The 25,518-nt window shown below is 66.6% G+C and carries 28 protein-coding genes; 12 read left to right on the forward strand and 16 right to left on the reverse strand.

Translation table 11 applies throughout. The features are described from left to right. The 4 genes from N0B15_RS08270 to N0B15_RS08285 all read right to left on the reverse strand — a co-directional run. Positions 1–285, reverse strand: a 285-nt coding sequence (locus tag N0B15_RS08270; protein ID WP_484549512.1) for a DUF7958 family protein, incomplete at its 3' end; no start/stop codon positions are given. After that, complete coding sequence (locus N0B15_RS08275; protein WP_263019222.1) at positions 282–875, reverse strand: hypothetical protein; 594 nt, start codon at positions 873–875, stop codon at positions 282–284. The genes N0B15_RS08270 and N0B15_RS08275, both read right to left, overlap by 4 nt. A gap of 8 nt (positions 876–883) precedes the next feature. Further along, positions 884–1,780, reverse strand: a complete 897-nt coding sequence (locus N0B15_RS08280) for a DUF7958 family protein (RefSeq protein ID WP_425494217.1) — start codon at positions 1,778–1,780, stop codon at positions 884–886. A 2-nt stretch (positions 1,781–1,782) separates the two neighbouring features. Further along, on the reverse strand, positions 1,783–3,240 hold the full coding sequence (locus N0B15_RS08285) for an eCIS core domain-containing protein (protein ID WP_263019224.1): 1,458 nt from the start codon (positions 3,238–3,240) through the stop codon (positions 1,783–1,785). A 512-nt stretch (positions 3,241–3,752) separates the two neighbouring features. Between N0B15_RS08285 and N0B15_RS08290 the strand changes: the two genes are divergently transcribed. The 4 genes from N0B15_RS08290 to N0B15_RS08305 all read left to right on the forward strand — a co-directional run bounded on the left by N0B15_RS08290 (position 3,753) and on the right by N0B15_RS08305 (position 7,525). Further along, positions 3,753–3,962, forward strand: a complete 210-nt coding sequence (locus tag N0B15_RS08290; protein WP_263019225.1) for a hypothetical protein — start codon at positions 3,753–3,755, stop codon at positions 3,960–3,962. Positions 3,963–4,036: 74 nt separating this feature from the next. Beyond that, positions 4,037–5,227: an MFS transporter gene (locus N0B15_RS08295; RefSeq protein WP_263019226.1), complete on the forward strand. Its 1,191-nt coding sequence runs from the start codon at positions 4,037–4,039 to the stop codon at positions 5,225–5,227. A 101-nt stretch (positions 5,228–5,328) separates the two neighbouring features. After that, on the forward strand, positions 5,329–6,039 hold the full coding sequence (locus N0B15_RS08300; protein WP_263019227.1) for a phosphoribosyltransferase family protein: 711 nt from the start codon (positions 5,329–5,331) through the stop codon (positions 6,037–6,039). A 73-nt stretch (positions 6,040–6,112) separates the two neighbouring features. Further along, positions 6,113–7,525, forward strand: coding sequence for a PQQ-binding-like beta-propeller repeat protein (locus N0B15_RS08305; protein ID WP_263019228.1), 1,413 nt, complete (start codon positions 6,113–6,115; stop codon positions 7,523–7,525). Here the strand turns inward: N0B15_RS08305 and N0B15_RS08310 are convergent, their stop codons facing one another. After that, entirely contained in the window at positions 7,526–7,960 is a 435-nt protein-coding gene (locus N0B15_RS08310) for a universal stress protein (protein WP_263019229.1), read from the reverse strand. Between the two features lie 225 nt (positions 7,961–8,185). On the opposite strand from N0B15_RS08310, the gene N0B15_RS08315 reads away from it, so the two are divergent. Next, positions 8,186–8,818, forward strand: a complete 633-nt coding sequence (locus N0B15_RS08315) for a rhodanese-like domain-containing protein (RefSeq protein WP_263019230.1) — start codon at positions 8,186–8,188, stop codon at positions 8,816–8,818. A gap of 153 nt (positions 8,819–8,971) precedes the next feature. Here the strand turns inward: N0B15_RS08315 and N0B15_RS08320 are convergent, their stop codons facing one another. From N0B15_RS08320 to N0B15_RS08340, 5 genes are all read right to left on the reverse strand, one after another. Continuing rightward, positions 8,972–9,544: a 50S ribosomal protein L15e gene (locus N0B15_RS08320; RefSeq protein WP_263019231.1), complete on the reverse strand. Its 573-nt coding sequence runs from the start codon at positions 9,542–9,544 to the stop codon at positions 8,972–8,974. Positions 9,545–9,704: 160 nt separating this feature from the next. Beyond that, positions 9,705–11,414, reverse strand: coding sequence for a DUF7519 family protein (locus N0B15_RS08325; RefSeq protein ID WP_263019232.1), 1,710 nt, complete (start codon positions 11,412–11,414; stop codon positions 9,705–9,707). Then, entirely contained in the window at positions 11,411–12,823 is a 1,413-nt protein-coding gene (locus N0B15_RS08330) for a DUF58 domain-containing protein (protein WP_263019233.1), read from the reverse strand. Before N0B15_RS08330 ends, N0B15_RS08325 begins: the two co-directional genes overlap by 4 nt. Further along, entirely contained in the window at positions 12,820–13,431 is a 612-nt protein-coding gene (locus tag N0B15_RS08335) for a DUF7269 family protein (protein ID WP_263019234.1), read from the reverse strand. The genes N0B15_RS08330 and N0B15_RS08335 overlap by 4 nt, the downstream gene beginning before the upstream one ends. Next, complete coding sequence (locus N0B15_RS08340) at positions 13,428–14,567, reverse strand: DUF4129 domain-containing protein (RefSeq protein WP_263019235.1); 1,140 nt, start codon at positions 14,565–14,567, stop codon at positions 13,428–13,430. Before N0B15_RS08340 ends, N0B15_RS08335 begins: the two co-directional genes overlap by 4 nt. A gap of 116 nt (positions 14,568–14,683) precedes the next feature. Between N0B15_RS08340 and N0B15_RS08345 the strand changes: the two genes are divergently transcribed. Beyond that, entirely contained in the window at positions 14,684–15,733 is a 1,050-nt protein-coding gene (locus tag N0B15_RS08345) for a M48 family metalloprotease (RefSeq protein ID WP_263019236.1), read from the forward strand. Positions 15,734–16,037: 304 nt separating this feature from the next. On the opposite strand, the gene N0B15_RS08350 is transcribed toward N0B15_RS08345, so the two are convergent. Next, positions 16,038–16,955 (reverse strand): serine/threonine-protein kinase RIO2, encoded by a 918-nt coding sequence (locus N0B15_RS08350; protein WP_263019237.1) that lies wholly within the window; start codon positions 16,953–16,955, stop codon positions 16,038–16,040. Positions 16,956–17,211: 256 nt separating this feature from the next. Here N0B15_RS08350 and N0B15_RS08355 point away from each other — a divergent pair, with 256 nt between their 5' ends. The 4 genes from N0B15_RS08355 (at position 17,212) to N0B15_RS08370 (ending at position 20,378) form a co-directional block, all read left to right on the forward strand. Further along, positions 17,212–17,700: an ankyrin repeat domain-containing protein gene (locus N0B15_RS08355; RefSeq protein ID WP_263019238.1), complete on the forward strand. Its 489-nt coding sequence runs from the start codon at positions 17,212–17,214 to the stop codon at positions 17,698–17,700. 69 nt (positions 17,701–17,769) lie between these two features. Beyond that, on the forward strand, positions 17,770–18,585 hold the full coding sequence (locus N0B15_RS08360; RefSeq protein WP_263019239.1) for a lipoate--protein ligase family protein: 816 nt from the start codon (positions 17,770–17,772) through the stop codon (positions 18,583–18,585). Between the two features lie 83 nt (positions 18,586–18,668). After that, positions 18,669–19,538: a deoxyribonuclease IV gene (locus N0B15_RS08365; protein WP_263019240.1), complete on the forward strand. Its 870-nt coding sequence runs from the start codon at positions 18,669–18,671 to the stop codon at positions 19,536–19,538. Between the two features lie 45 nt (positions 19,539–19,583). After that, on the forward strand, positions 19,584–20,378 hold the full coding sequence (locus N0B15_RS08370; RefSeq protein WP_263019241.1) for a class I SAM-dependent methyltransferase: 795 nt from the start codon (positions 19,584–19,586) through the stop codon (positions 20,376–20,378). A 25-nt stretch (positions 20,379–20,403) separates the two neighbouring features. On the opposite strand, the gene N0B15_RS08375 is transcribed toward N0B15_RS08370, so the two are convergent. Together N0B15_RS08375 and N0B15_RS08380 are read right to left on the reverse strand one after the other, a co-directional pair. Beyond that, positions 20,404–20,571, reverse strand: coding sequence for a hypothetical protein (locus N0B15_RS08375; protein WP_263019242.1), 168 nt, complete (start codon positions 20,569–20,571; stop codon positions 20,404–20,406). 89 nt (positions 20,572–20,660) lie between these two features. After that, positions 20,661–21,341 carry a DUF7095 family protein gene (locus N0B15_RS08380; protein WP_263019243.1) on the reverse strand — a complete coding sequence of 227 codons (681 nt, stop codon included), beginning with the start codon at positions 21,339–21,341 and terminating at the stop codon, positions 20,661–20,663. 128 nt (positions 21,342–21,469) lie between these two features. Between N0B15_RS08380 and N0B15_RS08385 the strand changes: the two genes are divergently transcribed. Together N0B15_RS08385 and ncsA are read left to right on the forward strand one after the other, a co-directional pair. After that, the gene (locus N0B15_RS08385; protein ID WP_263019244.1) at positions 21,470–22,189 is read left to right on the forward strand and encodes an alpha/beta fold hydrolase; all 720 of its coding nucleotides are present in this window, start codon (positions 21,470–21,472) and stop codon (positions 22,187–22,189) included. A 53-nt stretch (positions 22,190–22,242) separates the two neighbouring features. Continuing rightward, the gene (gene ncsA, locus N0B15_RS08390; protein WP_263019245.1) at positions 22,243–23,208 is read left to right on the forward strand and encodes a tRNA 2-thiolation protein NcsA; all 966 of its coding nucleotides are present in this window, start codon (positions 22,243–22,245) and stop codon (positions 23,206–23,208) included. A 149-nt stretch (positions 23,209–23,357) separates the two neighbouring features. Here ncsA and ftsZ read toward each other — a convergent pair whose 3' ends face one another. The 3 genes from ftsZ to N0B15_RS08405 all read right to left on the reverse strand — a co-directional run bounded on the left by ftsZ (position 23,358) and on the right by N0B15_RS08405 (position 25,493). Beyond that, complete coding sequence (gene ftsZ, locus N0B15_RS08395) at positions 23,358–24,545, reverse strand: cell division protein FtsZ (protein ID WP_263019246.1); 1,188 nt, start codon at positions 24,543–24,545, stop codon at positions 23,358–23,360. A 3-nt stretch (positions 24,546–24,548) separates the two neighbouring features. Next, on the reverse strand, positions 24,549–24,728 hold the full coding sequence (locus tag N0B15_RS08400; RefSeq protein WP_263019247.1) for a ribbon-helix-helix domain-containing protein: 180 nt from the start codon (positions 24,726–24,728) through the stop codon (positions 24,549–24,551). A 210-nt stretch (positions 24,729–24,938) separates the two neighbouring features. Next, entirely contained in the window at positions 24,939–25,493 is a 555-nt protein-coding gene (locus N0B15_RS08405; protein WP_263019248.1) for a double zinc ribbon domain-containing protein, read from the reverse strand. Positions 25,494–25,518: the final 25 nt, after the last annotated feature.

Here is a 25,518-nt window from a genome sequence, read left to right on the forward strand (position 1 = left end):
CAGAGCGAGGAGGGTCGCCGCAATCCGGTCGGGATTTCTGTTCGCTGGAAGCGTCTGATAGCCACGCTCGCGATAGACGGTGTACTTCGCGAAGAGGCGAGCCTCGGCTATCGATTCTTTTTCTTCGATTGTCCGCTCCTCTGCGTTGTCTGGGTACCCATTTTGCTTGTGGTATACTACCTTCCAATCGTCTTTTCTGATCGACATTTCGTGTACTACACCCGAATTATCGACAACGTCTATACCAACCCCTTCTTGGTTTTCACCAACCACCTCACCTTTCATTTATTTTCACCACGAACCCCCGTTGGGTCTTCTTCGCTAGATACCTCGTGGCTCTGTCTCACAGACTCAACAGCTCCAGCCCACGCCTCAGCGAGCTGTTTGTATCCAACGTCGACCAGCAGGTCGTACACCTGACCTGCGCTCGCGCTACTGAGCGACCGAATTGGTTCGGCTCCAACGCGCTTGATGACCGCCGCCGCCCCGACGTGTGCGCCAGCGGCGACTTCCGTCTGACCCGTGGTCGTCCAGATTGGACCACTTACGCCGACGAGTGCTAGCAAGTTCGCCGCTGCCCCGACGACCGTATCACTCTCCGCCCGGTCCTCGACCATGTCACGACCACTATCTCTGACTGCTTCTCGAGGGTCGAGGCGCTCGAGCAGTGCCCCGAGGGTACTGTCGTCGGCTGTCGTTCCGTCGAACTCCCCGTCTTCGAAGGCATCGAGCGTCGACTGTTGCGGGCCGTCGTCACCGATCGACAGACGCTGCACGTGAACGTCCATCCCTAATCGGTGAGCTACCACCGGCACCTCTCCCTCGAGTGCCTTCCTCGCCACCTCGTCCGCTTCGCGCTCGAGTAGACACACCATCGAGACACCTAAGAGGGGTCCCAGGAGGTGATCGTCGCCTCCGGCGACCAGTACTCCTCGTAGAGGTCACAGAACGTCTGTGCCTGGAAACCGTCGTAGGTGCCCCAGCCCTGTGCCTGAAACGCTACTGGTGGCGTCAGCCCCATCAACAGAAAGCGGTCGCGAATCTGGTAGGCCAGGTGCGAGACGAGGTAGTGCTGGAAGGAGTCGACCTCGTCGGGATCGAACGCCAGCAGTTCGATCCGCGCGTCCGGTGCCCGCTCGAGCGGCTGGTCGGTGGGAATCGTCTGCTGGCTACCACGGCCGTCGTTGTACAGATAGCCCAGCCCAGAAACCGCCTCGAGGTCGAACTCGAGTGCGTCGAGGTCGTCGTCGGTCAGGTCACCGGCCTGGGTGAACAGCGAGGAGTCGAGTGGGCCATCGAAGTGAGCCCGAAACTGCTCGAGAACCGGCGGGTCGAACTCGAGCGGGTCCGGTTCGAGATAGAGGTCCTGCCGGTAGACGATCGCCCCGTCCGGATCGGCGTCGGCGAACGGCAACTCGACGCTCGAGCCGTCGTAGTGGCTCCGTAACTGCCTCTCGAGGTCGCCGAACGACGCCTCGAACGACGCACTCGAGAGGCGCGTCAGTGCCAACAGGGCGGCGAGAATCCGGTCGGGGTTCTCCGTCGACGGCACGGTGTCGTAGCCGCGCTCGCGGTAGACGTACCACTGTGCGTAGCGGCGGGCCTGTTCACCGTACTCGGTCTGGGTTCTGGTGCGCTTGGCAGGGTTGTTGGGATATGGGTCGCACTTATGGAACCTAATCTCACCAGTAGCCGTCATCTCGATCAAATGCTCTACATCATTGTTATCGATGATGCTGAGGCCAACACGTTCGGATTCTCCTGTTATGAGTGCGTCCATTGCTACTCTCTCCTCGATCGTGCGTCGCCAGTCGATTCTGTATCACCGTACCAGGTGCCTGCACGAATTTCTTTTTCGATCTGTTTTGCGCGCTCGGCCAGCGAGCCGCTCGAGTTCGACCAGATCTGACGGACATCGTCCCAGCCAGAGATCGCTCTGCGGCGAACGCGGCCGACTGCCTGGGTTCCGATCTCGTCGACATCGACGCCTTTCGCCTTCCCTGCGAGCGAAGAGGCTGCAACGAACGTTCCGAGTGTCGTCGCCGAGAGGACGCCCTTGACCACCGACCAGGAGAGGCTATCCCACCGGTCGGTACTGATGTTGCCGTGTAACTCGAGTCGCTGGTCCTCGGTGAGACCGACATCCGAGAGGTCGGCATTGACCGATGCAGCCAGGGCGTCGACTTCGGATTTGAGATCGCCGATAGACGGACCACGTTGTGCCAGTTCGGCCGCAACGGGTGACTCGGAAGCAGCGGCCTGCACCGACTCTTTCTTTTTCACCTGGCTCTGAACGTCCTGTTTCTCGAGGACCTCACCGGCGACACCGTGGAGGAAGCCGATGCGGTTGGCGTTCTGGCCCTGTCGGAACTCACTGACCTCACCGCTGTCGTTCTCGCTCTCGAAGAGTGCCAGCGCCTCGAACGTCTTCTCCTCTGGAATTCGTTGTACGTGGACATCCATCCCCAGTCGGTGAGCTACCACTGGCTCCTCACCTTCGAGTGCCTTCCTCGCCACCTCGTCCGCTTCGCGCTCGAGCGCTGGGTCGGGGTCGATCACCAGCGAACTCCCCTCCTGCGGGAGCATACTGATCTGACCGCCGGTCTGCTGTCGCACGTGAGCCAGCTCGTGCGCGAGCAGATATTTGCCTTCAGGACTCTCCGGCTTGTACTCGCCGCGGTTGAACACCACGTGGTTACCAGTCGTGAAGGCGCGTGCCTCGAGTGCGCTCGCGGCTTTCGCCGCTTCTGGACCGGTGTGAAGCTGCACGTCACTGAAGGACTCGCCCATGCGCGTTTCCATCTCCTCGCGGACGGAACCCTCGAGCGGCTTTCCAGGCTGTGAAATCACGCGCCGAACCACGTCGGGTGTCGCGGTCTCACCTGCTAAATCGCTCTCGGCCTGCGCCTCCACCGAGCGCATGGCACTCGGTGTGTCGAGTTCGACGCCCGCCGCCCGGCTCCGCGCTCGAGCGACGCGAACATGCTCGCCCGTCGGCGTGTTTATGCCTTCAGGCAGTTCACCGCGTTCGCCCCACCGTTGGACCTGCTCGAAGCCACGGGTCTGGATCAGCCGGTCGAGCTGGGCCGCCTGCTCGGGCGAGGGTCGCAGTACGCTCGAGAGATACTGGTGTGGGCGAGTTCCGCCCTGTGTCTGGGGCTGCGCTCGAGCGCGCCGTGTTCGTTCGTTGTTCTCACTATCGTCGTTCGACCGGTCGCGCCGATCACGGTCGAAACTCACCTGTCACACCTCGACTGTGGGGACATCGGTAATTATCTCTCCGTTACGAGTCGGTTGTATTAACTGTTGGTAATCGAACACTCGAGCGGACACGCGCTCTCACTCGAGTCCGTCGACGCCGCCCATCACCAACACCCATTTCCAGAAATTATATGTATCTCTTCGTGAAACTCACACCTGGAAGCCGCGCCCACCGCACGCCGGTTGGGGTACGCCTTCAGAAAGTACCCCGGGTGCTAGCACCACCCGAGGCGTGGCTTCCAACCCGCAAGGGTTCGAGGAGCCATGACTCTATACCAACCACGCGACCTTAAAAGGCTCGCATACGCACGATACAGCCCGCGAAACGCCCATTTGCAGAGTGACGACGCCCGCCCACGGAGCGACGGGTTCCCGGTGGCTCGAGCAGATGCACGACACACTCGAGTCGCGACTCGCATCCGACAGTCGTCGCTGACACGTGAGGAACGTGATTCGGGACGATCCTCGAGAGTGAGAATCGCGGGGAGACGATGACCGAAGAGTACGGCCGCTGGGGTGGCGAGGAGTGGAATCCGCCGCGCTGTCCCCACTGTGAGAGCGTGGTCGTCGGCGTGACCGCCACCGGCCCGTTCACCATCGTCGCCTCCTGTGGCTGTTATCTCAGCCAGAACGAAGCAGCGCGGTTGCGAACCGAAGACGACGGTGAACGGGAGTCCTCGAGCGACTCTTCAGCCGTCTAACACGGGTCTCGAGACGTTTCAGCCACGAAACCGGTGGCCCCAAGAGAGACGGTCTCTCGAGTGAGAAACGGGCTATGGCAGGGGGAGCTAGCGAGGCGCTTCGGGGACGGACGGGCGTGTTCGTCTCGATCTGTGCGCTCTCGTTTCTGGTGAATTTCGGACGCATCTCGTTCGCACCGCTGGTCGACGTCTTCATCCGCTCGGGGGTGAGTCCGGCGACGGCGGGTCTCGCGGCGACGGCCGTCTGGGTGGGGAGTGCGCTCACCCGCCTCCCGACGGGCTACCTGCTCACGTTCGTCGAGCGCCACCGCGTCATCGTCGGCATGGGGGTCTTTCTGACCGCGGCGGCGGCGTTCACCGCCCTCTCGCCGGACATCTGGTTCACCATCGGCGGGGCGTTCCTGATCGGTCTCGCCACCGGCGTCTTCTTCATCGCGGCGAACCCCCTGGTGAGCGAACTCTACCCCGAGCGGGTCGGCATGGCCGTCAGCCTCCGGGGGATGTCCTCACAGATCGCGGCGGTCACGGCCCCATTCCTGGTCGCGCTCGCCATCGTCCTCGGCTCCTGGCGCTACGGCTTCTGGGGGCTGACGGTGCTCGCCGCGTTCGTGACCGTCGTCTTCGCGCTCGCGGTGAGGCGTGCGGAGTTACCGACGGCGGGCGTCGACGACCGCGACCTCTTCGGAGCCATCCGCGACCAACAGCAGTTGATCCTCACCGGCATCCTCTTCGTCGGCGTCGCTGGCTTCGTCTGGCAGGGTGTGTTCAACTTCTACGTCACCTACCTCGGCACCCAGGGACTCTCGGCGGGCGTCGCGAGCAGCCTCCTGACCGTCACCTTCGCCGCGGGCGTCCCCTCCTTTCTCGTCGCCGGCCGTCTCGCCGACCGCGTCCCGTACCTCACGCTCCTGTGTGGGATTCTCACCGGCTTCGTCGTCTGCCTGTTCGCACTCACCCTCGTCGAGGGCCTGCTCGCCATCGCGCTGGTCTCGATCACCCTCGGGTTCGTCGTCCACGGTCTCTTCCCCATCGCCGACGCCTACCTCTTAGAGACCCTCCCCGACGAGAACCGCTCGAGCGCCTACTCGGGGTTCAGCGCGACGATGATGCTGATGCAAGCGCCGGGGAGCGTCGCGGTCGGTGCCCTGGCCCAGGCAGGGGTCACGTACACGGCCGTCTTCCGGGCGTACGCCGTCGTCGTCGCACTCCTCACGCTCTGTCTCGCCCTCGCCGCACGCCGGGGGCGACTCCCGACGGGCGGGTGAGCGTACGCGGGGACTCGCTCGAGCGAGCATACACGACCGTGGTGTAACCACGTGTTCAGAACGACCGAAATACCCATACTTGTGGAATTGTGCGTATCCGTATGAACCGAGCCGAGAAGGCCGCCCTCCAGCTGCGTGCCGTCGACGTGTTACGGATGCTCAAACAGACACGCACCTACGACGAACTCGCGGCGCGGACCGACCTGCCGGCGGGCGACCTCAACCGCTACGTCAACGGCCACGTCCTCCCGAGTGCCGACCGCGCTCGAGCGGTCGTCGAGGACATCGGCCGCGAGGCGCTCGCGGCGGAACTCGACGCGCGCATCCGCGTCGACGCGGAGGGCTACGTCGACAACACCGGCGTCGTCTTCGACCAGCCGTTTCTCGACCTCGTCGCGCCGGTCGTCGCCGAGGCGTTCGACTTCGGCCGCCCGGACGTGGTGCTGACGGCGGCAACCGACGGGATCACCGTCGCCTCCTCGCTCGCGGGCTACTACGGTGTGCGGTGTGCCTACGCGAAGAAACACAAAGAGACCGCCGTCGAGGAGTTCATCGAAGCCAGAGCGCGCCTCGAGTCGGGAATCGAACTCACCTACTACCTCCCGGCGTCGGCGATTCGCCCCGGCGAGTCGGTGCTCGTCGTCGACGACCTGATCCGCTCGGGCGAGACGCAGGAACTCCTCTTAGACATCGTCGGAACCGCCGACGCCGAGGTCGCCGGTGTCTTCGCGCTCATCGCCGCGGGCGCGGACGGCATCGACCGGGCGGCAGAGCGAACCCGCGCGCCGGTCGGTGCGCTGACGACGGTCTGAGAACGGAGGTTCCGAACGCGAACACACCCACCGACCGGGAAGCGTATAGTCGGCGCGTTCGAACCGCACAGTCATGCGAGAGCGGGCGGATACACCACGAGAACGGAGTGAGGGCCAGCGCAGTGGGGTCCGCGAGTGCGACGGAACCGACCACACCGGTCTCAGCAGACGCCGCGTACTGCAGGCGGCGGGACTCGCGAGCGTCGGCACGGTCGGGCTCGCGGGGTGTACGGCCCTGCGCTCGAGCGGGACCTACGACCCGGACCAGGCGGCGTTCGACCCGCCGGTTCGCGCCCCCGAGGAGTCCTACCTCGAGAACGCGACGATGTTCCGTGGCGGATTGCGCAGGCTCGGCTACTACCCCGATGAGACCGTCCCCGAGGCGGTGCGCGTCGACTGGCAGCTCCCGGTCAACTACGTCAGACACAACGCCGCGAAGGCGAGTCCGGTCCCCACACCGGACGGGGGGACGGTCGTGATCCCGGCCGATACGGGGCGCGTCCACGCCGTCTCACCGCGTGGGGAGTTCCGCTGGACGCTCGAGACGGCGGCGACGGTCCAGGGCTTTCACGCGAGTCCGATCGTCGTCGACGGCGTCGCCTACGTGGGCGACTACGGCGGGGCGGACCGGGGCAACACCGCCTCGATGCACGCCATCGACACCGAGACGGGCGAGCACGTCTGGGAGGCCGACGGCTTCGACAGCGCGGTCGCCATCGGCTCGAGTGCGGCCTACTGGGACGGCTACCTCTACGTCGTCTGTGAGTACCGGCGCACCGAGTCGGGTGCGCTCTACGTCCTCGACGCCGAGACGGGCGACGAACTGTGGAGCGACCACCGGATCGACGGGATGCCCCACCCGACCGTCGCGATCGATCCGGCAGCAGAACGGCTGCTCACCGGGTCGAACGACGGCGTCTGTTACTGCTGGGAGTTCCCCTCACTCGAGTTCGAGTGGGGCTTCCAGACCGGCGGCGAGATCAAAGGGCCAATCGCGACCCACGACGGGGGCGCGTTCGTCGGCTCGTGGGACGGGTCGGTCTACCGGGTGTCGCTCGCCGACGGCACGGAGGAGTGGTCGTTCGAGACCGAGAACATCGTCATGTCGGCACCCGCCGTCGACCCCGAGGCGGGCATCGTCTACGTCGGCAGCGACGACTGGCGCGTCTACGCCCTCGAGACCGACACCGGCGACGAGGTGTGGTCGCGGACGCTCGACGGCCGCGTGATGAGCGCCGTCTCGGTCACCGCGGACGCCGTCCTCGCCGGAACCAACGGGAACAGCCTCTACGCGCTCGAGAAAGACACCGGCGAGGTTCGCTGGCGGGTGACGGGCACCGGCGACGCGACGAGCGAGGCGCGCGTTCACGATGGCCGGATCTACTACGCAGAGCGCGCGGCGCTCTCGAACGAGTGGGACGACGACCCCGAGACGACCGTACTCGAGGCACCCGGCCACGCCTACTGTCTGGTCGCCGACGAGTAGTTAGCGGACGATGGTGACCGGGACGGGCGAGCGCCGGGCGACCGTCTCGGCGACGCTCCCGAGGAGGAGGCGACTCGCGCCCGTCCGGCCGTGGCTGCCGATGACGACGTGGTCGACGTCGTGTTCCTCGACGTACTCGACGATCGACCGGGGGACGTTGCCGATGACTTCGTCGGTCTCGAGTTCGACGCCCGCCTCTCCGGCCTGTTTCGCCGCCCGCTCGAGTAGCTCCGCCGAACGGCGTCGGTGACTCTCGAGGACCTGCTCGTAGTTGGCCATCGCACCCATCTCGAGACCGGTCGCCGCGTAGAAGTCTGCGGGGTCCAGCACGTGGACGGCGGTGAGTGTCGCGTCGCCGTACGTTTCGATGGCGAACTCGAGGGCCTGTGCGGCGTGGTCGGAGTTATCGATCGGGACGAGAACGTGTGTCGTCATGACCGAGACGACACCCGCGCGGAGAATAAGTACTCGCCTTCCAGCCATCCGCAGGAACGACGAGGACGCAGGTGGGCAAAAACTGAGGGACGAAGCGACGGAATCGAGCGCAGGACACCACGTGCGGGCGAGGTGGTCTACGGACCGGGATATAACGGTACCGAACGCCAACAGTCGATGAAACTCACGAGAATTGATATTCCTCTCGTCGTGGTCGGACGAACCGTGAACCGCAGACCACCCCTCCGCCGTCGCCACTTCCTCGCAGGCACCGTCAGCGCTGCAATCGCCGTGACCGCAGGCTGTACGAGCAGCGGCGAGGACGACGACACGAACGGATCGGACGACGACAACGCCACCGACGACGACGCCGACGCGGAAGACACGAACCCGAGTGCGGCCGACGACGCCGGTACTGGCGAGAACGAAACCGACGACGAGGAACTCGACGAAGACGACGGACTCGAGGTCGCCGGACGTAGCTACGACGTCGACGGCTACGACACCGAAGCCTACGACGGCACCGACGTCCCGCTGGTTCCGGTCGCCGACGCCCACGACTGGTTCGGCGCGGACGACGTCCACTTCGTCGACACCCGCGGCCAGTCGCAGTTCGCAGAGCGACGTATCGACGGTGCCGTCTCGAGTCCCGCAGACGACGGACTCGAGGACGACCCCATCGACGACTGGTCTCGAGACAAAGTGCTCGTCACCTACTGTGACTGTCCCCACAGCATCGCCGCACGCCGGTCGGTCTCGCTGCTCGAGGACGGCTTCGAGAACGTCTTCATCCTCGAAGGCGGTCTCGAGGCGTGGGCCGACAACGACTACCCCGTCGCCGGGGGAAGCGCCGACTGACCCGCAGACGGCCGACAACCCACGTTCCACCACCGCTCTCGCTCTCGCTGGCTACCGTCCGCTCGAGTGGTGACACTGGATCGGCTGGAGACGGCCGCGACTCGAGCGTACTCGACGGTCGAGCGGAGCCACCGGAAAAACCGAATGGGGTCGTTATCGCTCGTTGCGCGGGCGGGTCTTCTCGGTCCCCTTCCCGCGGTTGTAGAGACCGCGGTTGGACTTCCCGGCGTTCGTCAGGCCGCGGAAGGCGCGGTTGGTGTGGGTGTCGTCACAGATCCAGTTGAGGTCGTCGTCGTTCTGGATGGCCGGGTGGTTCGGATCGACGAGGATCACTTCGAACCACTTCTGGCTGCCGTCTTCGCCGACCCAGTAGCTGCCGAGGACGCGGAGGTTGGGGTACTTTCGCGAGACGCGCTCCTCGCCGATGCGCTGGATGTTCTTCCGGCGGCCGATGCGGCGGACACCCTGGCGCTTGGTTCGGCGGCCAGCCTTGTGTCGCTGCTTGCGGGCGGTCCCCTTCCGGACGGCGACGCGCGTGAGGACGATGCCCTGCTTGGCCTTGTAGCCGAGTTCGCGCGCCTTGTCGAGTCGCGTCGGGCGGTCGATGCGTTCGATCGCACCCTGCTTGCGCCACTCCTGTTTGCGCTGCCACTGCAGTTCGCCCAGTTTGCCGTCGCCGGGGTTCTTCCATGCCTCCTTGATGTGGGAGTAGAAGCTTCGTGCCATAGTGTATACCTGCGGGCGCGTGCTGGTTCAATCTGCGCTCGCAGATCACATCCCGACCTGTGGCGTGAGCCGAACAGGTGCCCACTGGTGCCCGCCTCCAGTAAGTCACTCGAACCTATCTGACTCGAGTGTATAAGCCCTTCGAAGCGCCTGCAGCCGCTCACCACTGGTCGTGGGCGGGGTTCGAGGACATGTCGAAGAAGACCAGCAGCGCGAACGGTACCACGAAGACGAACAGGAAGAAGACGACGTGGCCGTAGCCGAGGGCGACCAGCGCGACGGAGGTGGCCAACACGAGGACTGCCCCGCCCGTGAGTCGAGACGTGACACGCGAGGAACGGAGCCAGTCGTAACCGCCGCGCAGGCCGCTCGAGACGCCCCGGTTGAGGACGACCGCCGCGGCGAAGACGACCAGCGCCGCCAGCGCCAGGACGAGCGGGGCGAGCGCCTGCCAGCGCTCACTCGGCGGGGGGACGTGTCCGAGACCGTACAGCGCGAGCGTTGCGACGGCGATGCCGAGGGCGCCGACCAGCCCACTCGCAGTCGCGTGGACGAGTTCGACCTGGCGTGTGTCGACGCGACCGAGTCGCTCGCGCAGCGTCAACGCGTTCTCGCCGAGGTCCCAGACGAGCACGGAGACGGCGGCAGCGACGAACACGACGAGCGGTGTGATCCCCTCGAGTGCGGCGAGTGCGACCGCCCCACACAGGGTGGCGACACCGAGCGTGAGTGCGTACCGAGGGAGCCGAGCGGAGGCGTCAGACACCGGCCGGAGGGTGAACGGGGCGAACAGCAGGGCCAGATAGGCACCGACGAGCAGGGCGGCGAACCCGACGACCGCGAACGGCGCCGTGACCGCCGGTGAGAACAGCGCCACCCCGACGACGAGCGGCCCACAGAGCGCCCCACCCGCACCCAGGGCGAGCGTTCGCAGCGGGTAGGATCCGAGCCACAGTCGGCCGCCCATCGCGACCGGGCGAGACGCGTTCGCACCGAGTGCGATCACGCCAGCACCGACGAGCAGGGCGTGGAGGGCACCGGACTGGAGCGTCCACGCGATGGCCACACCGAACTGGCCGAGGCTCTCGAGGACGCTGTGGAACGCCCGCGGAAGGAGAAGCAACGCGGAGTAACTGGCGTAGGAGACGAGTATTCCAACGAACAGTAGCACGACGCCGAGAAACTCCCGCGCTTCGCTCGACATGGAGCCGAGTGTGGACGTGAACGACTCGAACGCGGAGCCGAGACGCCCGAACACGTCGGTCACGGGCGTCGGCGTCGTGACGCCCTCGGGGAGCCACGGGTCGATGACCGACGACGCCAGGTCGAACAGGAGGAGGACGAGACCGAACAGACAGGTCGCCGTGAGCAGGCCGACGAACGGCGTCGGTGCGAGCAGCGCGAGCGACTGGACGAACAGCGTACGGAAGGTCTCGGTACCGACGGCCGCGAACGCGAAGAGGACGCCAGCAGTCGTCCCGCAGACGACGGCCAGGACGAACGAGTCGCGAAACACGCGACGGACGACGACGGCGCGCGGCCCGTCGGCCGCGAGCGCGTAGCCGAGGGTACAGACGGCGAGCGCACCGACGGCGACGGCGGCGAGCGACGAAGTGAGGGCAACGCCCACCAGCGCGGTGACACCGCCGACGAGCCCGACGCTCCCGAGTGCACGCCTCGAGAGCGAGACCGTCTCGAGCGCGCCGAGAGCCGCGACGACGACCAGCGCCGAGACCACCAGCGCGGCCGTCTCGAGCGGCGCGCCGAGTCCGAGTCCCAGTGCGACGACGAGGAGCGTCGCGAGGGCGAGCGAGGTGCGTCCGAGATCGGTCGCAGACGCATCGCCGGTCGACTCGAGTGGCTCACTCATCGCGACCACATCCTGTTGGCGCGGTCGACGGCGACGTGCAGCGGGTCGTCGGGCGGCCACTCGACGACGCGAACGCCGTGTTCGCGCAGTTCACGCAGGCGTGGTTCGTGCTCGAGACGGGCGACCGTCCCGCCGGGTGTGTCGCCGTCGGCGACGATCGGACAGAGGACGGTCACCTCGTGGCCGTAGGCACGGAACCGTTTGGCCGAATCGATCGGTGCGCCGTCGAGTGCGGGCGTGACGAAGACGATCTGTTTCTCGTCGGCGAGGTTCGTACAGAAGCGGCCGACGTGGACGTGTGCCCGCCGCAGCCAACCCGAGCGGCCGTAGGAGCCACACCACTCGCCGTCGAGGAGACGCCTGGCGCGGGTCGCCTGGTCGCGTCCCGACCGCGGGAGGAGGTAGTGGCCGCTGCCGCCGTAGCAGGCGACGCCGACCCGGTTGTTCTCGCCGAGCAGCGAGGAGACCACCCACGCAGCAGCGTGTTTCGAGAGCGTCCGTCCATCGAGGGCCGTCTCCTCCGGCGCGACCGTCGTCGACTCACGGCAGTCGACGACGACCACGACGCTCGCCGCGCGCTCCTCGCGGAACTCGACGGTCGTCAGTTCACCCGTGCGCGCCAGGCGGTTCCAGTCGACACGGTTCATCGGATCCGTCGGGTGGTACGAGCGAATCGAGTAGAACTCGAGACCCTCCCCGCCGATATCGGTCTCGACGCGACCGGTGTGCTGGTTGGTCTGTCCGGCGAGAGGCAGTCGCTCGAGGTAGTCCGTACACTCGAGGGTGGTCTCGAGTGAGAGCCGCGTCGTCACCGCGCTCGAGGCGTTGAGGTTTCGCGCGAGGAGGGTGACGTCGCCGAAGGTGTAGGTTCCGCGGCGAACGCGGAGGGTGTACTCGAGCGTCGTCGACTCACCGGGCTGGAGCGCCGCCGCGGTCGTCGTCTCGCCCGATTCGACCGCGAGGGACGCAGGTGGCTCGTCGGCCACCGAGACCTCGGCGAGCGGGTCGTCACCCTCGTTCGTCACCGTGAGCACGACCACGACGGTGTCGCCGGGCGCCGGCGACTGCGTCGAGAGACGCCGGTCGACGGCGAGCGTCGGCTCCGGCGGGCGAATCGCGTAGCCGTAGGCGGCGTAGCTCAGCCCGACGACCGACGAGAGGAATATCGCGGTGTTGCCCGCGGCGATTCCGACGCCGACCGCGAACAGCGCGACGACGAGTCCGACCGTCCAGCGACTGCTGGCCGTCTCGAGGGTCTCGACCTGCGGTCCCGCCTGAGTCGGGTCGGGGTCGGTCTCCGAGAGGCGGTCGTGGGCGTCGTCACCGCCCGTCTCGGCCGCCCGGTCTGTGGAGTCGGCGTCGGACGGGTGCTCGTCAGCGTCGTCGACCGCCGCGACGGCGCCCGTCATCGCTCCACCTCGGCCGGTTCGCGACGCCGCTCGAGTTCGGCGAGCGTCGCCTCGAGTCCCCGCTGGTATCGCCGTCCCCAGAGCCAGTCGAGAAACCGAATCCGACGCGGGAGGTCGGTCTCGTCGCTCAGAAACGCGTTCGCACGGGGGTCGTCGCTCCAGGTCCCCTCCTCGAGTCGCTCGAGTGCCTCGGCACGCGAGAGACCACAGCACTCGACGAGCGTGCGGGTCGCCACCTCGCTGAGCGCGTTGCGTGCGTCTCGGCGGTTCTTGAGCCGCGTTCGATAGCCGTGCTGACTCTCGTCGAGCGGCGGCCGCTCGAGCGCGTCGTCGACGGCTGCGACCGTCTCCGGGCGCGCCGGCGGCGTCGTCGCCACCGAACCGGCCGTCCGCGGTTCCGGGAGGTCGACCTCCCGGTCAGTTCCGACACCGGTCCCAACGCCGACGGCGAGTGCGACGACGGCGGCGACGGCGGCGAGTGTGAGCACCAGCGCGTCGAGCGCGAGGAACTCGAGCGCTGGTGGAGAGACGGTCCCGAAGGTGATCGCGAGCGCCAGCGCGAGGATGCCGACGCCGACGACAGCGGTGACGGCACGGAGTCGGCTCACGGCCGACCACCGTCCTCGGAGTCGTCTCGCGCGCGTTCGATCTCGGAGAACGCCTCGCGTGCGCGCCGCGTCCGGTCCGGCGACGGCGGATAGCCGCCGTAGCGGACGTCACGGAACGCCGCCGTGAGGTCGGAGACCGCGCGGGAGGGAAAGCCGGCGTCCGTCGCGGTCCGTGCGTACTCTCCCGGCGTGCGCGCGTGTCGCCTGCGCACGGGGAGGTTCTCGACCATCGCCTCCCACGCCTCCTCGACGGTCTGTGGACCGAGGTCGGGTTCGGACTGGCTAGCAGCGTGTTCCGCAGGAGCGTCTCCCGAGTCTCGAGCGCTCGAGCGTCGCGTGCGACGGTGCGGAGAGAGCAACGAGGAGAGCCCGCCGGTGATCGAAGCGAGTCCGGCGAAGAATCCACCGCCGGAGCGGCCGAACGAGAACGGAGCAGCGAGGAGGGTCGTCGTGAAGCCACCGACGCCGCGTGAGAGGAGTCGCGTGCCGCTCGAGGCGGCGCTCACGACACCGCCCGCGGTCGTCAGTAGCTGGTCGGTGACCGGCGGGACGACGCGTGCGAGTCCGATCGTCGCGGCCATCGCGGCCTGTGGAATGCGCTGGAAACGGAGCCTGAGCCGGGGGAGAAAGCCGGCGGGGAGGTCACCGCTCGAGACGTCCGACGAACGCGTCTGGTCCGACAGTACGAAAAAGAGAACGACGACGACCACGGCGAACGACCCGAGGATGAGCCAGAAGAAGCCGCTGAGCAGGGGCGTGATGGACTCGAGTTGGCTGGAGACCGGTCCGCCGTCGTCACTCGTCGCCGCCGACCCGTCGTCAGCGTCGTCCGCATCGTCCGTGTCGTCGTCCGGAGATTCGTCGGCGGCGTCGGGCTCCGAGTCGTCGTCCGTGGAGGACTCGTCACGCTCCTCGTCGGTCCCAGGGCCCTCGCTGTCTTCGGGTTCGGTGTCGTCCGGTCCGTCGGTCGGTGCTGTCGGTCCGTCGGTCGACTGTTCACCGTCGTAAAAGCCGCTGTCGACGGTCCCCGAACCGGGGTACTCGCCGTAACCTGCCGCGGGGAACAACGACGCCGCGACGACGACCGCGAAAACGCAACAGGCGATCAGGGCGACGCGCTGGAGGTCGTATGCCACAGGTCACCTAAAATCCGTCTGAACAAATACATTACTGTTGACGAATGCGCGGTGGCCGGCTGAGGTGTAGCGAGAGACGAAACTGTTTTGCTCGAACATCTGTATTCGTAAGACGAATGACGAGAAGCGATCTCACAGCGCACATCGGCGGCACCCTCGCGCTCGTGCTGGCCGTCGACTTCGCGTTCGCACTGTTCCTCGCGACGCTGTTCGAGCCCTGGTTCGGGCCGTCGATCAACGCGCTCGTCGGCGGATCGACGCTCCGGGCCTACGCCGCCCTCGTCGCGCTGATCGTGTTCGCGCTCGTCTGGGCACAACTGCTCTACACCCGCCACAGCCTCCTCGCCGAAGTCGACGCCACACCGGCCACCGACGAGACACACCCCGACCTGCTCGCGCGGGTCACTCGCCTCGCGGCGCTCGCCGACATGCGCGTCCCGACCGTCGCCGTCGCCGACACCGACGTGCCCAACAGTTTCGCCATCGGTGGCGTCCGCTCCGGGACGGTCGTCGTCAGCGAGGGCTTACTCGAGTCGCTCGAGAGCGACGAACTCGAGACCGTCCTCGCACACGAACTCGTCCACCTGAAAAACCACGACGCCGCGGTCATGACGCTCGCCTCGTTCCTCCCGGCGCTGGTCTCCGACGAGTACTCCCTGCTCGAAGACGGGTTGCCCAGCGGGGCGAAGCCCGCCGTTCTCACCCTCGGTCTCGTCGGCTGGTTCGTCCTGAGCGCCACGTTCATCGACGCGCCGTTCGCGAGTCCGAGCTACATCCTCCAGTTCGTCGTCGCCACGGGCGTCGTCATCTTCTTCGGTGGCGTCGCCCTCGGCGTGCTCGCGACGCCCGTCGTCTTCCTCAGCCGGAGTCTCTCGAGACAGCGCGAGTTCGTCGCCGACCGCGACGGCGCACGCCTGACGGGCAACCCGGGAGCGCTCGTCCGGGCGCTGCAGACCCTCGACGACGCGGTGGCGCTGCCGACACAGGACGCGCGCAAACGCTACGACAGTCTCGAGGGCATGTGTTTTCTCCCACACGGCTTCCTCGAACGTGACGAGGACGCACCGACAGAGGCGATGCCCGTCGGCTTCCGCACACACCCACCGACCGAAGACCGGATCGAGAGGCTGCGAGACGTGGCTGCGGAACTCGAGACGGCCAACTGAAACCGCGGCTACCGACGAGTTCTCGGCTGACGACCGGACCGCTGCCCGACGAGCCTCGGCCACGGTCTCGAGGACCGAGTGGCCGGGTAGTCCAGTCCGGCCTGGCCGGCTACGGAGACTCGAGTCACCCGGGTGAGACTGGCCGTCGTCCGCCCTCACCCGACGACCCGCAGGTGGCTGTCACTGTGGCCGACGGCGTCGCCGGGGCAGTCCCCGGGACCGAGACAGCCGATCCCAGGGAGACGGCGCTCGACCGACCGGTGACTGAGCGGACGGACCAGTATTCGATATAGCGAAAGAGGGTTTATTGCTCGTCGGCAGCGAGCGTCGCCAACGAGTCGAACGATCCGTCGGTGATGGCTCGAGCGACCGTCTCAGCGTCACACGAGGGGACGACACGCGGGTACTTCCGGCGGAAGTACCCCAGGAGGTTGCGCAGGTCACGCCGGAGGAACTCGTCGGCGTTCTCGTGGTCGGTGGGCACGGCCTGCGGCCAGTCGAAGATCGTCACCCCCGCCTCGCTGACGAAGACGTTGTACTCGCTCATGTCGGCGTGGACGTAGCCGATATCGTACGCGCGGGTGAGTTCGCGAAGGAGCAGCTCGAGGACGGGAACGACCTGCTCGTCCTCGAGTTTCGTCCGCGAGAGTTCGACGCCGTCCATCTTCTCCATCACGATGGCGTGGCGGTTCTGATCGATCGGCCGGGGGACGCGCACGTCGGGGTAGAGCGTCTCGATGACCTCGTACTCGCGTTCGGCGGCCTTCCGGGCGGTGTACATCCAGGAGACGTGGCGGTTCTCCGCGGTGTAATCGCGCTCGCGGTTGACCTCGCGGAAGTTCGTATAGCCCTCCCGGTGATACTTCAGTGCGAGCGGTTTGTAGGATTTGACCTCGTAGACGTCGCTCTCCTTGCCGACGCCGAGCGGGGAGCCGAACTCCGCGATGGTATCGCGCTCGGCGAAGGCGTTGAGCGCCAGCAGGTCGTAGCCCTCGAACTGGAGGGTGTAGCCCTCGTACTGGATGGTCTTCTTCTGGATGAGTTTGCGCTTCAGACAGCGCTCTAGCCGGTAGTCGACCTCCTCGGGGGTGAGCCCCGAGAAGTCGGGCAGTTTCTCGCGGCTGACCCACTCGGAGAATCGCATCCCCTGTTCGACGCCCGAGAGGAGGTAGAGATCTTCTGACTCGAGTTCCGCCAGTAAGGCGGCGACGTTCCGCACCATGGGCGTGGTAGCCGGTGTGAACGTAAAAAGCGTCGCCTCGCCGGTGGTCAGCGGGCGAAGCGAGGCGGAAAACGGATGTCTGCGCCGAAACGGGCAGCTGGTGGCGCATTCCGGCGGTGTGCAGCGAGCGGGGGCATTTCCAATGAACTATATGATGCGATATCAAATGTGGTTTGAGACCGCTCAGACAACGAGACACGGGCCGCGAAGACGAGAGCGTACAGAGGACGACAGTCTGGCCACTCAATGATAACTCATGACCACAGCCGACGACCCTGTAGACGACGAAACGTACAGCGACCTCGAGCGGGCGATTCTCGCCGGTGATCGCGCCGCAGTCGAGACCGAACTCGAGACCGGTGAGACCGGCGAGGGCCACCGGATGGCCGTTCACACGGCACTCCTCGGCGGGCGGACCGACATCGCGCTCGAGTTGGTCGACCGCCGAATCGGCATCGACACACGCGACAATGCGGGAGCGACACCGCTCCACCGAGCGCTCGAACTGGACGAACTCGGGGTGGCGAAGGCGCTCGTTCAGGCGGGTGCGGACGTGACAGTCGAAGACGAGCACGGAAACCAACCACTGTGGCGCGCCGTCTTCAGGGGCCAGACCGAACTGGTGGCGACACTCGTCGAACACGGGGCGGACCCCCACCACGAGAACGTCGCCGGACGGAGTCCGTACAGCCTCGCAACGGAGTACGACGTCGCGGAGATACTCGAGGCGCTCGAGCGAGCGTGAGACGGCCCGCACTCGAGCGCCAGCCGACGCGTCGGAAGCGACTTGCCGCCGCCCGGCGTGAGAGCCGGTATGACGGAACTCGCCGAGTACGACTGGCGACTCGTTCGCGACGAGGCGCGCGACGGGGCGACGCAGATGGCGCTCGAGGAGGTCGCTGGCCGAACCGCCGTCGAAGACGACGTGCGGACGGTCCGGGTCTTCTCGTGGGAGCCGAGTACGCTCTCGCTGGGGTACAAACAGGAGGCGGAGACGGTCGACTGGGACTACTGCGAGCGCGAGGGGGTCGACGTCACCCGTCGCCAGACCGGCGGCGGCGGCATCTACCACGACTCGCACGGAGACATTTCGTATACCATCGTCGCACCCGCAGCCGAGGTTCCCGGCGACCTGATGGACTGTTACGCGCTGTTCTGTGAGCCGATACTCGAGGCGTTCTCGCGGATGGGCGTCGAGGCGGCCTTCGCGAGTGAGCCACAGCCGTCGCTGTACGAGCCGTCGTGTTTCCTCCGGGACGTCCACCCCGCTCACGACGTGCTCGCCGACGGCAAGAAGATCAGCGGCAACGCACAGTACCGCCAGCGCGACGTCGTCATCCAGCACGGGTCGCTACGCTACGACCTCGTCCCCGACCACCACCGCGGCGTCTTCGAAACCGACTGCGAGCGCGGGACGTTCACCGACCGGGTGACGAGCATCCGCGAAGAGGCAGGTATCAGCCGCGAGGAGGCGGTGGCGGCGCTCGAAGGAGCGCTTCGGGAGTGGTGTGGAGCGACCCTCGGCGGGTGGCGCGAGGAGGAACTCGAGCGAGCGAGCGCGCTCGCAGAGCGAAAGTACGGAGCCGACGAGTGGGTGCGCGAGCGCGTGGTCCTCGAGCGGGCCGAGTGAGAAGACACACGCGAGACCGAGCGCAACGCCAGTGGTGAGCGGCGGTCGAAGTACCTATCACACCCGAGTACCGACACCGGGGCATGAACGTCGGTGCACACGTTTCGATCTCCGGGTCGCGCGTCTCTTCGGACGAAGAGACCCCACCGTTCGACGACATCCGCAACGCCGTCCACCGCCAGGTCGCCTTCGGCGGCAACTGCGGCCAGCTCTTTACGGCCTCACCGCGGGTCTGGGCCGAACCGGCCATCGACGAGACGGCCGCCGAAGGGTTCAGAGCCGAGACTGAGGAACAGCTCGAGGGACCGTGGGTGATCCACTCGGCGTACCTCGTCAACCTCTGTACACCGAAAGACGACCTCCGGGCGAAGTCGGTCTCGAGTCTCCAGGCGGACCTCGACGCGGCCGACGCCCTCGGCGTCCCGTACGTGAACGTCCACCTGGGTGCCCACACCGGCGCGGGCGTCGAGGGCGGTCTCGACAACGCCGCGGGCGTGATCGACGGTCTCGAGATTCCCGACGGCGTCCAGCTGCTGATCGAGTCCGACGCGGGCAGCGGGACGAAACTCGGCGGCGAGTTCGCACACCTCGCGGGGATCATCGAGCGCACCGAGACCGACATCGGCATCTGTATCGACACCGCCCACACCCTCGTCGCGGGCAACAACCTGACCACGCCCGCGGCCGTCGACGAGACGGTCGCCCGTTTCGACGAGGAGGTCGGTCTCGAGTACCTCGAGTACATCCACCTCAACGACTCGAAACACGACGTGGGGACGCACAAGGACGAACACGCCCTCATCGGCGAGGGCTACATCGGTGAGGACGGGATGCGCGCCATCGTCAACCACCCCGACCTCCGGGACCTGCCGTTCGCCCTCGAGACGCCGACCGAGGACGGCAAGGGCTTCGCGTGGAACATCGCGAAGGTGAAGGAACTGCGCGAATCCTGAACGCGAACCCACGCGTTTTTTAGCCGAGACGGCCCAAGCCCGCCCGTGCGATCGTTCTCGGCCGACTACCTGACGCGGACGCGCGAGGGCATGTGGGCGGACTCCCGCGAGGCGCTCTCGGCACTCGACCTCGAGCGTCGCGAGCGCGTCCTCGACGTGGGCTGTGGCACCGGCGAACTGACCCGGGTGCTCGAGGCGGAGTCGCCCGGCGACGTAGTCGGCTGTGACGCCGACCGGCGGCTGCTCGAGCACGCGGCCAGCCACGTACCGGCCGTCGCCGGTGACGCGACGAGACTCCCCTTCGCCGACGACGCCGTCGACCTCGTGGTGTGTCAGGCGCTGTTGATCAACCTCCCCGATCCGGCCGCGGCGGTCAGCGAGTTCGCCCGCGTCTCGAGCGACCTCGTGGCGGCGGTCGAACCCGACAACGCGAACGTCACGGTCGACTCGAGCGTGGGGCAGGAAGCGGCGCTCGAGAGCCGGGCGCGACGGGCCTACCTCGACGGGGTCGACACCGACGTCGCGCTCGGCTCGCGCGCGAGCGAGACGTTCGAGGAGGCCGGACTCGAGGTCCTCGACACGCGACGGTACGACCACACGCGGACGGTCGGCCCGCCGTACGACGAACACGCGTTGCGGATGGCCCACCGGAAGGCGACGGGCGCGGGACTCGCCGACGACCGGGAAACGATGCTCGCGAGCGCGCTGACCGCCGAGGGGTACGACGACCTCCGCGGGGCGTGGCGCGAGATGGGCAGGGACGTGATCGAACAGATGCGCGAGGAGACCTACGTCAGACGCGAGACCGTGCCGTTTTACGTCACCGTCGGACGCGTCTGACGGGCGTATACGCGGGAGAGAACCGTCACGCCGAGCGCATGCCGAGAATCGAGACGGCGACGCCAGCGAAGCCGAGGACGACCATGAGCGCCGCCGCAGTGACACTGATCAGCTCGAGCAGCGCCAGCACCGAGGCAGTGATGACGAGACCGAGATTGGCGTAGAGCGCAGTTCGCGGCGTCGAGAGGTCCATGACGGGTGATTCGAGCGACGGGAGAATAACGGTTTTGTGAACGGCGGCGGCCGACGTCGCGAGTGACGCCGCGAGCGGTAGCCGGCCCATCAGACGACGTCGCCGCGGACGCTCGCGCCCTCCTGGTCGGTGCGCCAGGCCTGAACGTCTGCGGTAGCCCGGTCGGCCTCCTCCTCGTCCATGCCGAGCATGACGAGCGCGTCGGCGAGCGTCGGTAAGACGAACGAGCCCTCGCGGAGTTTCGCGAACGCCTCGTCGCTGCGGACGCCGTCGACCCAGAGACAGGCCCCGCGCGGGTCGAGTAGCTGCGTGTAGTCCTCGCGTAGCTGTGCGCCGCGCAAGCGCTGGGTGACGTTGTCCTCGAAACTCGCGTTACACACCTCGAGGTGGACCGGTGCGTCGGCGACGGCGGCCCGCTCGAAGAGGTGGGCGGCGAGACACTTCTCGGGGGCGGCGTAGCCGTTGGGGTTCGAACGGAGGAACTCGGGGTTGGCGTCCGCCCAGTCGGCGCGGACGGACTTGCCGACGCCGCGAACCCCGTGTGACTCGAGGAAGCGCTCGGCGGCGTCCTCACGTCCCGCCGGCGTGTCGTCGCGCAACAGCACGTCTTTCGTGAGGTAAATATCGAGGCGCTCGACGGGGTCGAGACCGAGGGCGACGTCGCCGAAGGCCCACACCTCGCGGACGGGCACCGGCATCCGCTCTGTGTCGACGGCTTCGACGACCCGTTCGACGATGGAGACGGCCCGGTCGCGCTCGAGTCCAGTCATCGACGGGCCGTTCGCGCGGCGGTGGGAAAACGGTTGTCCTCGGAGGCGGTGATCGACGTGACACCGTGTGTCGCGGTGACTCGTGTCAAGCATCCACATTTTTGACTGTCCCCCGCAAATGGATGGCTATGAGACATCGACTCTTCAACGAAGACGGGGACGAGGAACTCGTCTTCGTGATGGGCTGGGGCAACCGCTGGACGCACGAGAACGTCAGCTGGCTCATCGGTGCCTGTGCAGACGCCGGCTACCGAGTCCACGCGTTCGAACTCCCCACCAACATCGACGACTTCAAAGCCGACTGGCTCGAGCCGGTCGCCGAGTACGTCGTCGACCTCGAGCACTACCAGCTGCTCGCCCACAGCGCGGGTGCGCTGGTCGCCCAGGCGCTCGACGGCGCGGAGAACCACGTCTACCTGAGTCCGTGGTGGGGCTATGCGGGCACACCCCGAAACTTCGTCGGCGAGGTGCTCTCGGCGATCCCGACGAGCGCGCCGTTCCTCCCGGTCGGCGAGCCACGCCGGGCGGACTTCGGCGACCTCGCCACCGACCACCAGCTCGCGACGCGCCCGCGGTGGGTCTCACCCGCGTTCGTCCGCGAAACCCGCCACGCACAGGCCGAGCTGCTCGCCATCGACCACGACGCCGTCGTCTTCTGCTCGCTGCGCGACCCGCTGATCGACCACCGCCCCATCGGCGAACGCGTCCCGCCCGAACACGTCGTCCTCTACGACGGGGGCCACGAGCTGTTCTCCTCGCGCGTCAGAGACGAGTACGTCGACGCCATCCTCGCGACGCTCGAGGAGGGAGCCAGCGCGGTCGAAGAGCGGCCGACGGTCACCGTCTGATCGGTCCCGCGCGAGCGAAACGGGTTTCCCCACCAGGTGACTACGTCGAAGCGATGGAGTGTGACCGCTGTGGAGCCGACGCCGTCATGCACGCCGCCTACTCCGGGGCCCACCTCTGTGAGGAACACTTCCGCGAGTCGCTCGAGCGCCGCGTCCGTCGGCGCGTCAGACGCGACGACCTCGTCCCGAAAGACGCCTCACCGGCGAACCCACAGACCTGGGTGATCGGTCTCTCCGGCGGCAAAGACAGCATCGTCCTCACGCAGGTCCTCTCCGAGACGTTCGCGGAGGACCCTCGCATCGAACTCGTCTGTCTGACGATTCACGAGGGCATCGAAGGCTACCGCGACCGCTCGCTCGAGGCCTGTCTCGACCTCACGGAGACGCTCGACCTCCGCCACGAGGTCGTCAGCTACGAAGACGAGTTCGGCGTCCGCATGGACGACGTCGTCGAGGACGACCCGGAGAACATGGCCGCCTGCGCCTACTGCGGCGTCTTCCGCCGTGACGTCCTCTCGCGCTACGCCGAGGCGTTCGACGCCGACCTCCTGCTCACCGGCCACAACCTCGACGACGAGGCCCAGTCGGCGCTGATGAACTTCTTAGAGGGCGACGTCTCACAGATGGCGAAACACTTCGAGGCGAGTCTGGGCCCGCTCTCCGAACGGCGCGCCCAGGAGGAGTTCGTCCCCCGGGCGAAGCCGTTGCGTGACGTCCCCGAGAAGGAGGTCGCCCTCTACGCCCACCTCAGAGACCTCCCCGCACACATCAGCGAGTGTCCCCACTCGAGCGAGGCCTACCGCGGCGAGATCCAGCGACTGCTGTACGGACTCGAGGAGAACCACCCCGGCACCCGCCACTCGATTCTCTCGGGGTACGAAGAACTCGCCCGCCTGGCTACCGACCGCTACCACGGCGACGACCACGCCGAGTTACGCGAGTGCGTCGAGTGTGGGTCGACGACCACGCAGGAGCGTTGTCGGAAGTGCTCGCTGCTCGAGTCGATCCGCGCGGTGTGAATCGGCCACGCGACCGGGTCGAACGAGCGTATACGTTCGCTAGCGAGGCGTATACAGTGCCGTGAGTGAGACGGAGACGGTTGGCTGACGAGGCGGAGGCAGCGCTCAGCAGGTGTAGTGCGTTCTCAAGAAAAATCGCGCGGCCCGGATTACCGGATGACGTCGACGCCGTTCTCGCGTTCGACCTGGTTGCGCCCGCCGTCGCTCTGTGCCCCGTAGTTCGAGCGAGTGCGTTCGACGTCCCTGCTGGCGTCGAAGTCGACGTCCGAGATCCCTTCGATGCTCGCACGCGACTTGTCGGCCTGTTTCTGCGTGGTCGGGCCGAGCACCTGTGCGCTCTGGACGCCGGTCATGATCGCCATGACGCGGACCTTGCCCTTGTAGTTCTCCTGGATGCGCGCGCCCCAGATGACGTTCGCGCTGGCCTCGAGACGCTCGGTGATGTTGTCGGCGATGCCCTCGGCCTCTTTCAGCGTGAGGTCCGGGCCGCCGGTGATGTGGACGAGTCCACCCGACGCGCCGCGGTAGTCGACGTCCAACAGCGGGTGGTTCATCGCATCGCGCACGACCTCCTCGGTCTTGTTCTTGTCCTGGGTCTCCCCGACGAGCATGACGGCGACGCCACCCTGGTTCATGATCGTGGACATGTCCGCGTAGTCCAGGTTGATCAGACTCGGCTGGGTGATCGTCTCCGAGATGCCCTTGACGGTCTCGGCGATGATCTGGTCCATCACCGAGAACGCCTTTCCTATTGGTAAGTTCGGGACGTAATCGAGCAGACGGTTGTTGTCGAGGACGATGATCGAGTCGGCCTGCTCGCGCAGTCGCTCGAGTCCCTCCTCGGCTTTCACCGTGCGGGCACGCTCGACGTTGAACGGCGTCGAGACCATCCCGACGACGATCGCACCCTGCTCTTTGGCGATCTTGGCCGCGACGGGGGCGGCACCCGTGCCGGTGCCACCGCCCATCCCCGCCGTCACGAAGACGAGATCCGCGTCGCCGAGGACGTCTTTGACGGTGCTCTGGGCCATCTCGGTGGCGCGCTCGCCCATCGAGGGGTCGCCACCGGCCCCGAGACCGTTCGTCAGCGACTTGCCGACGAGGATCTTCGTGTCCGCCTCGATCATCTTCAGGTGCTGTTTGTCCGTATTGATCGCGACGGTGTCAGCACCCTCGACGCCGATGTTGTACAGCCGGTTGATCGTGTTGTTACCCGCGCCACCACAGCCGATGATGACGATCCGGGGGTCGCCGAACTCGTCGTCGTCGAACGACACGTCCATCTCCCGGGCCTCTTCCTCTGCGTTCTGGAGTGCTTCTTGTACGATGTCCTGCATCGGTTACACCTTCGCCCAGCCGCGTTTGCCCGTCTGCTCCGGTGGGCTCTCGCTCTGCTCGTTGATCATTTCTCTGACGGCTGAGCGAATCGCCTCGCTCCGATTCGGGAACTCGCCCGAATCGACCATCTGTTCGACCTCCTCGATCTGCTGTTTTGGGATTCGCAGTGTCACACGCTCCATTGTTGTATTCCCCGTTGTGGGTAAGACGGCGCGCGCCCCTGTCAGACGCGCCGTGTCTTACACCCGAAACCACCATACAACGGGCCGGTTGCCCGCACCAGCTTCGGTCTGTAAGACGATCGTCTTACGCGACTATAGCCAACTTTGTCATACATAATAAAGATTCCGGCGGCGGCGACGTTCTCCGTCTTACGACGGTCCCGGAAACGCCTATTTCGCGTCCAACACGCTCCCTGCCGGTGTCCGACGCCCACAGCTGGGACAGAACGCCCAGTCCGAACGGACCTCGTCACCACACTCACAGAACACGCGTCTCGAGGCCTTCTCCCCACAGTTCGGACAGTATACGTGCGACTGCTCGAGCGCCTCCCCACACTGGACGCACTCGTGGTCACCACCGGTGTCTGCCACCGGTGTCTTACGTTCCGTTTCGTCCTCGACGGCCGTCGTCGCCTCGAGACCCTCGAGCGTGATCGAGACGTTCACGTCCTGCGGGGAGTTCGTTTCGCGCGTGTGTGACAGCCGCCGCTCGAGGTGGTCGTCGACCAGCGCGCGGATACGGTCGTCGATCGACGACGGCCCGTCGTACGAAGGCGCTTCGGCGTCCGGACTCGCAGGCGCACTCGAGGGTGACTCGGTGTGCTCGCGTTCGTGCGACGTCAGATAGAGGCGGAGCGCCTCGCGCATGACCTCGCTCTTCGAGGCGTCGAATGCCTCGAGCTGGTCGACGAGGTCGTCGTCCGCGCGAAACGTGATCTTGCTCATGGCTCTCGCGTATCCACCCTGTTGC

Origin of the sequence: Natronobiforma cellulositropha (genome assembly GCF_025629245.1) — an archaeon.
Lineage (GTDB): Archaea > Halobacteriota > Halobacteria > Halobacteriales > Natrialbaceae > Natronobiforma > Natronobiforma cellulositropha.

Bases quoted from the DNA above. Each gene is read 5' to 3' on its own strand.
- ncsA (WP_263019245.1), top strand. From the start codon at position 22,243: ATGGAGTGTGACCGCTGTGGAGCCGACGCCGTCATGCACGCCGCCTAC.
- N0B15_RS08325 (WP_263019232.1), bottom strand. From the start codon at position 11,414: ATGAGTGAGCCACTCGAGTCGACCGGCGATGCGTCTGCGACCGATCTC.
- N0B15_RS08350 (WP_263019237.1), bottom strand. From the start codon at position 16,955: ATGGTGCGGAACGTCGCCGCCTTACTGGCGGAACTCGAGTCAGAAGAT.
- N0B15_RS08345 (WP_263019236.1), top strand. From the start codon at position 14,684: ATGACGAGAAGCGATCTCACAGCGCACATCGGCGGCACCCTCGCGCTC.
- N0B15_RS08355 (WP_263019238.1), top strand. From the start codon at position 17,212: ATGACCACAGCCGACGACCCTGTAGACGACGAAACGTACAGCGACCTC.
- N0B15_RS08330 (WP_263019233.1), bottom strand. From the start codon at position 12,823: ATGACGGGCGCCGTCGCGGCGGTCGACGACGCTGACGAGCACCCGTCC.
- N0B15_RS08290 (WP_263019225.1), top strand. From the start codon at position 3,753: ATGACCGAAGAGTACGGCCGCTGGGGTGGCGAGGAGTGGAATCCGCCG.
- N0B15_RS08380 (WP_263019243.1), bottom strand. From the start codon at position 21,341: ATGACTGGACTCGAGCGCGACCGGGCCGTCTCCATCGTCGAACGGGTC.
- N0B15_RS08275 (WP_263019222.1), bottom strand. From the start codon at position 875: ATGGTGTGTCTACTCGAGCGCGAAGCGGACGAGGTGGCGAGGAAGGCA.
- N0B15_RS08360 (WP_263019239.1), top strand. From the start codon at position 17,770: ATGACGGAACTCGCCGAGTACGACTGGCGACTCGTTCGCGACGAGGCG.
- N0B15_RS08320 (WP_263019231.1), bottom strand. From the start codon at position 9,544: ATGGCACGAAGCTTCTACTCCCACATCAAGGAGGCATGGAAGAACCCC.
- N0B15_RS08295 (WP_263019226.1), top strand. From the start codon at position 4,037: ATGGCAGGGGGAGCTAGCGAGGCGCTTCGGGGACGGACGGGCGTGTTC.
- N0B15_RS08280 (WP_425494217.1), bottom strand. From the start codon at position 1,780: ATGGACGCACTCATAACAGGAGAATCCGAACGTGTTGGCCTCAGCATC.
- N0B15_RS08305 (WP_263019228.1), top strand. From the start codon at position 6,113: ATGCGAGAGCGGGCGGATACACCACGAGAACGGAGTGAGGGCCAGCGC.
- N0B15_RS08375 (WP_263019242.1), bottom strand. From the start codon at position 20,571: ATGGACCTCTCGACGCCGCGAACTGCGCTCTACGCCAATCTCGGTCTC.
- ftsZ (WP_263019246.1), bottom strand. From the start codon at position 24,545: ATGCAGGACATCGTACAAGAAGCACTCCAGAACGCAGAGGAAGAGGCC.
- N0B15_RS08400 (WP_263019247.1), bottom strand. From the start codon at position 24,728: ATGGAGCGTGTGACACTGCGAATCCCAAAACAGCAGATCGAGGAGGTC.
- N0B15_RS08365 (WP_263019240.1), top strand. From the start codon at position 18,669: ATGAACGTCGGTGCACACGTTTCGATCTCCGGGTCGCGCGTCTCTTCG.
- N0B15_RS08300 (WP_263019227.1), top strand. From the start codon at position 5,329: ATGAACCGAGCCGAGAAGGCCGCCCTCCAGCTGCGTGCCGTCGACGTG.
- N0B15_RS08405 (WP_263019248.1), bottom strand. From the start codon at position 25,493: ATGAGCAAGATCACGTTTCGCGCGGACGACGACCTCGTCGACCAGCTC.
- N0B15_RS08385 (WP_263019244.1), top strand. From the start codon at position 21,470: ATGAGACATCGACTCTTCAACGAAGACGGGGACGAGGAACTCGTCTTC.
- N0B15_RS08310 (WP_263019229.1), bottom strand. From the start codon at position 7,960: ATGACGACACACGTTCTCGTCCCGATCGATAACTCCGACCACGCCGCA.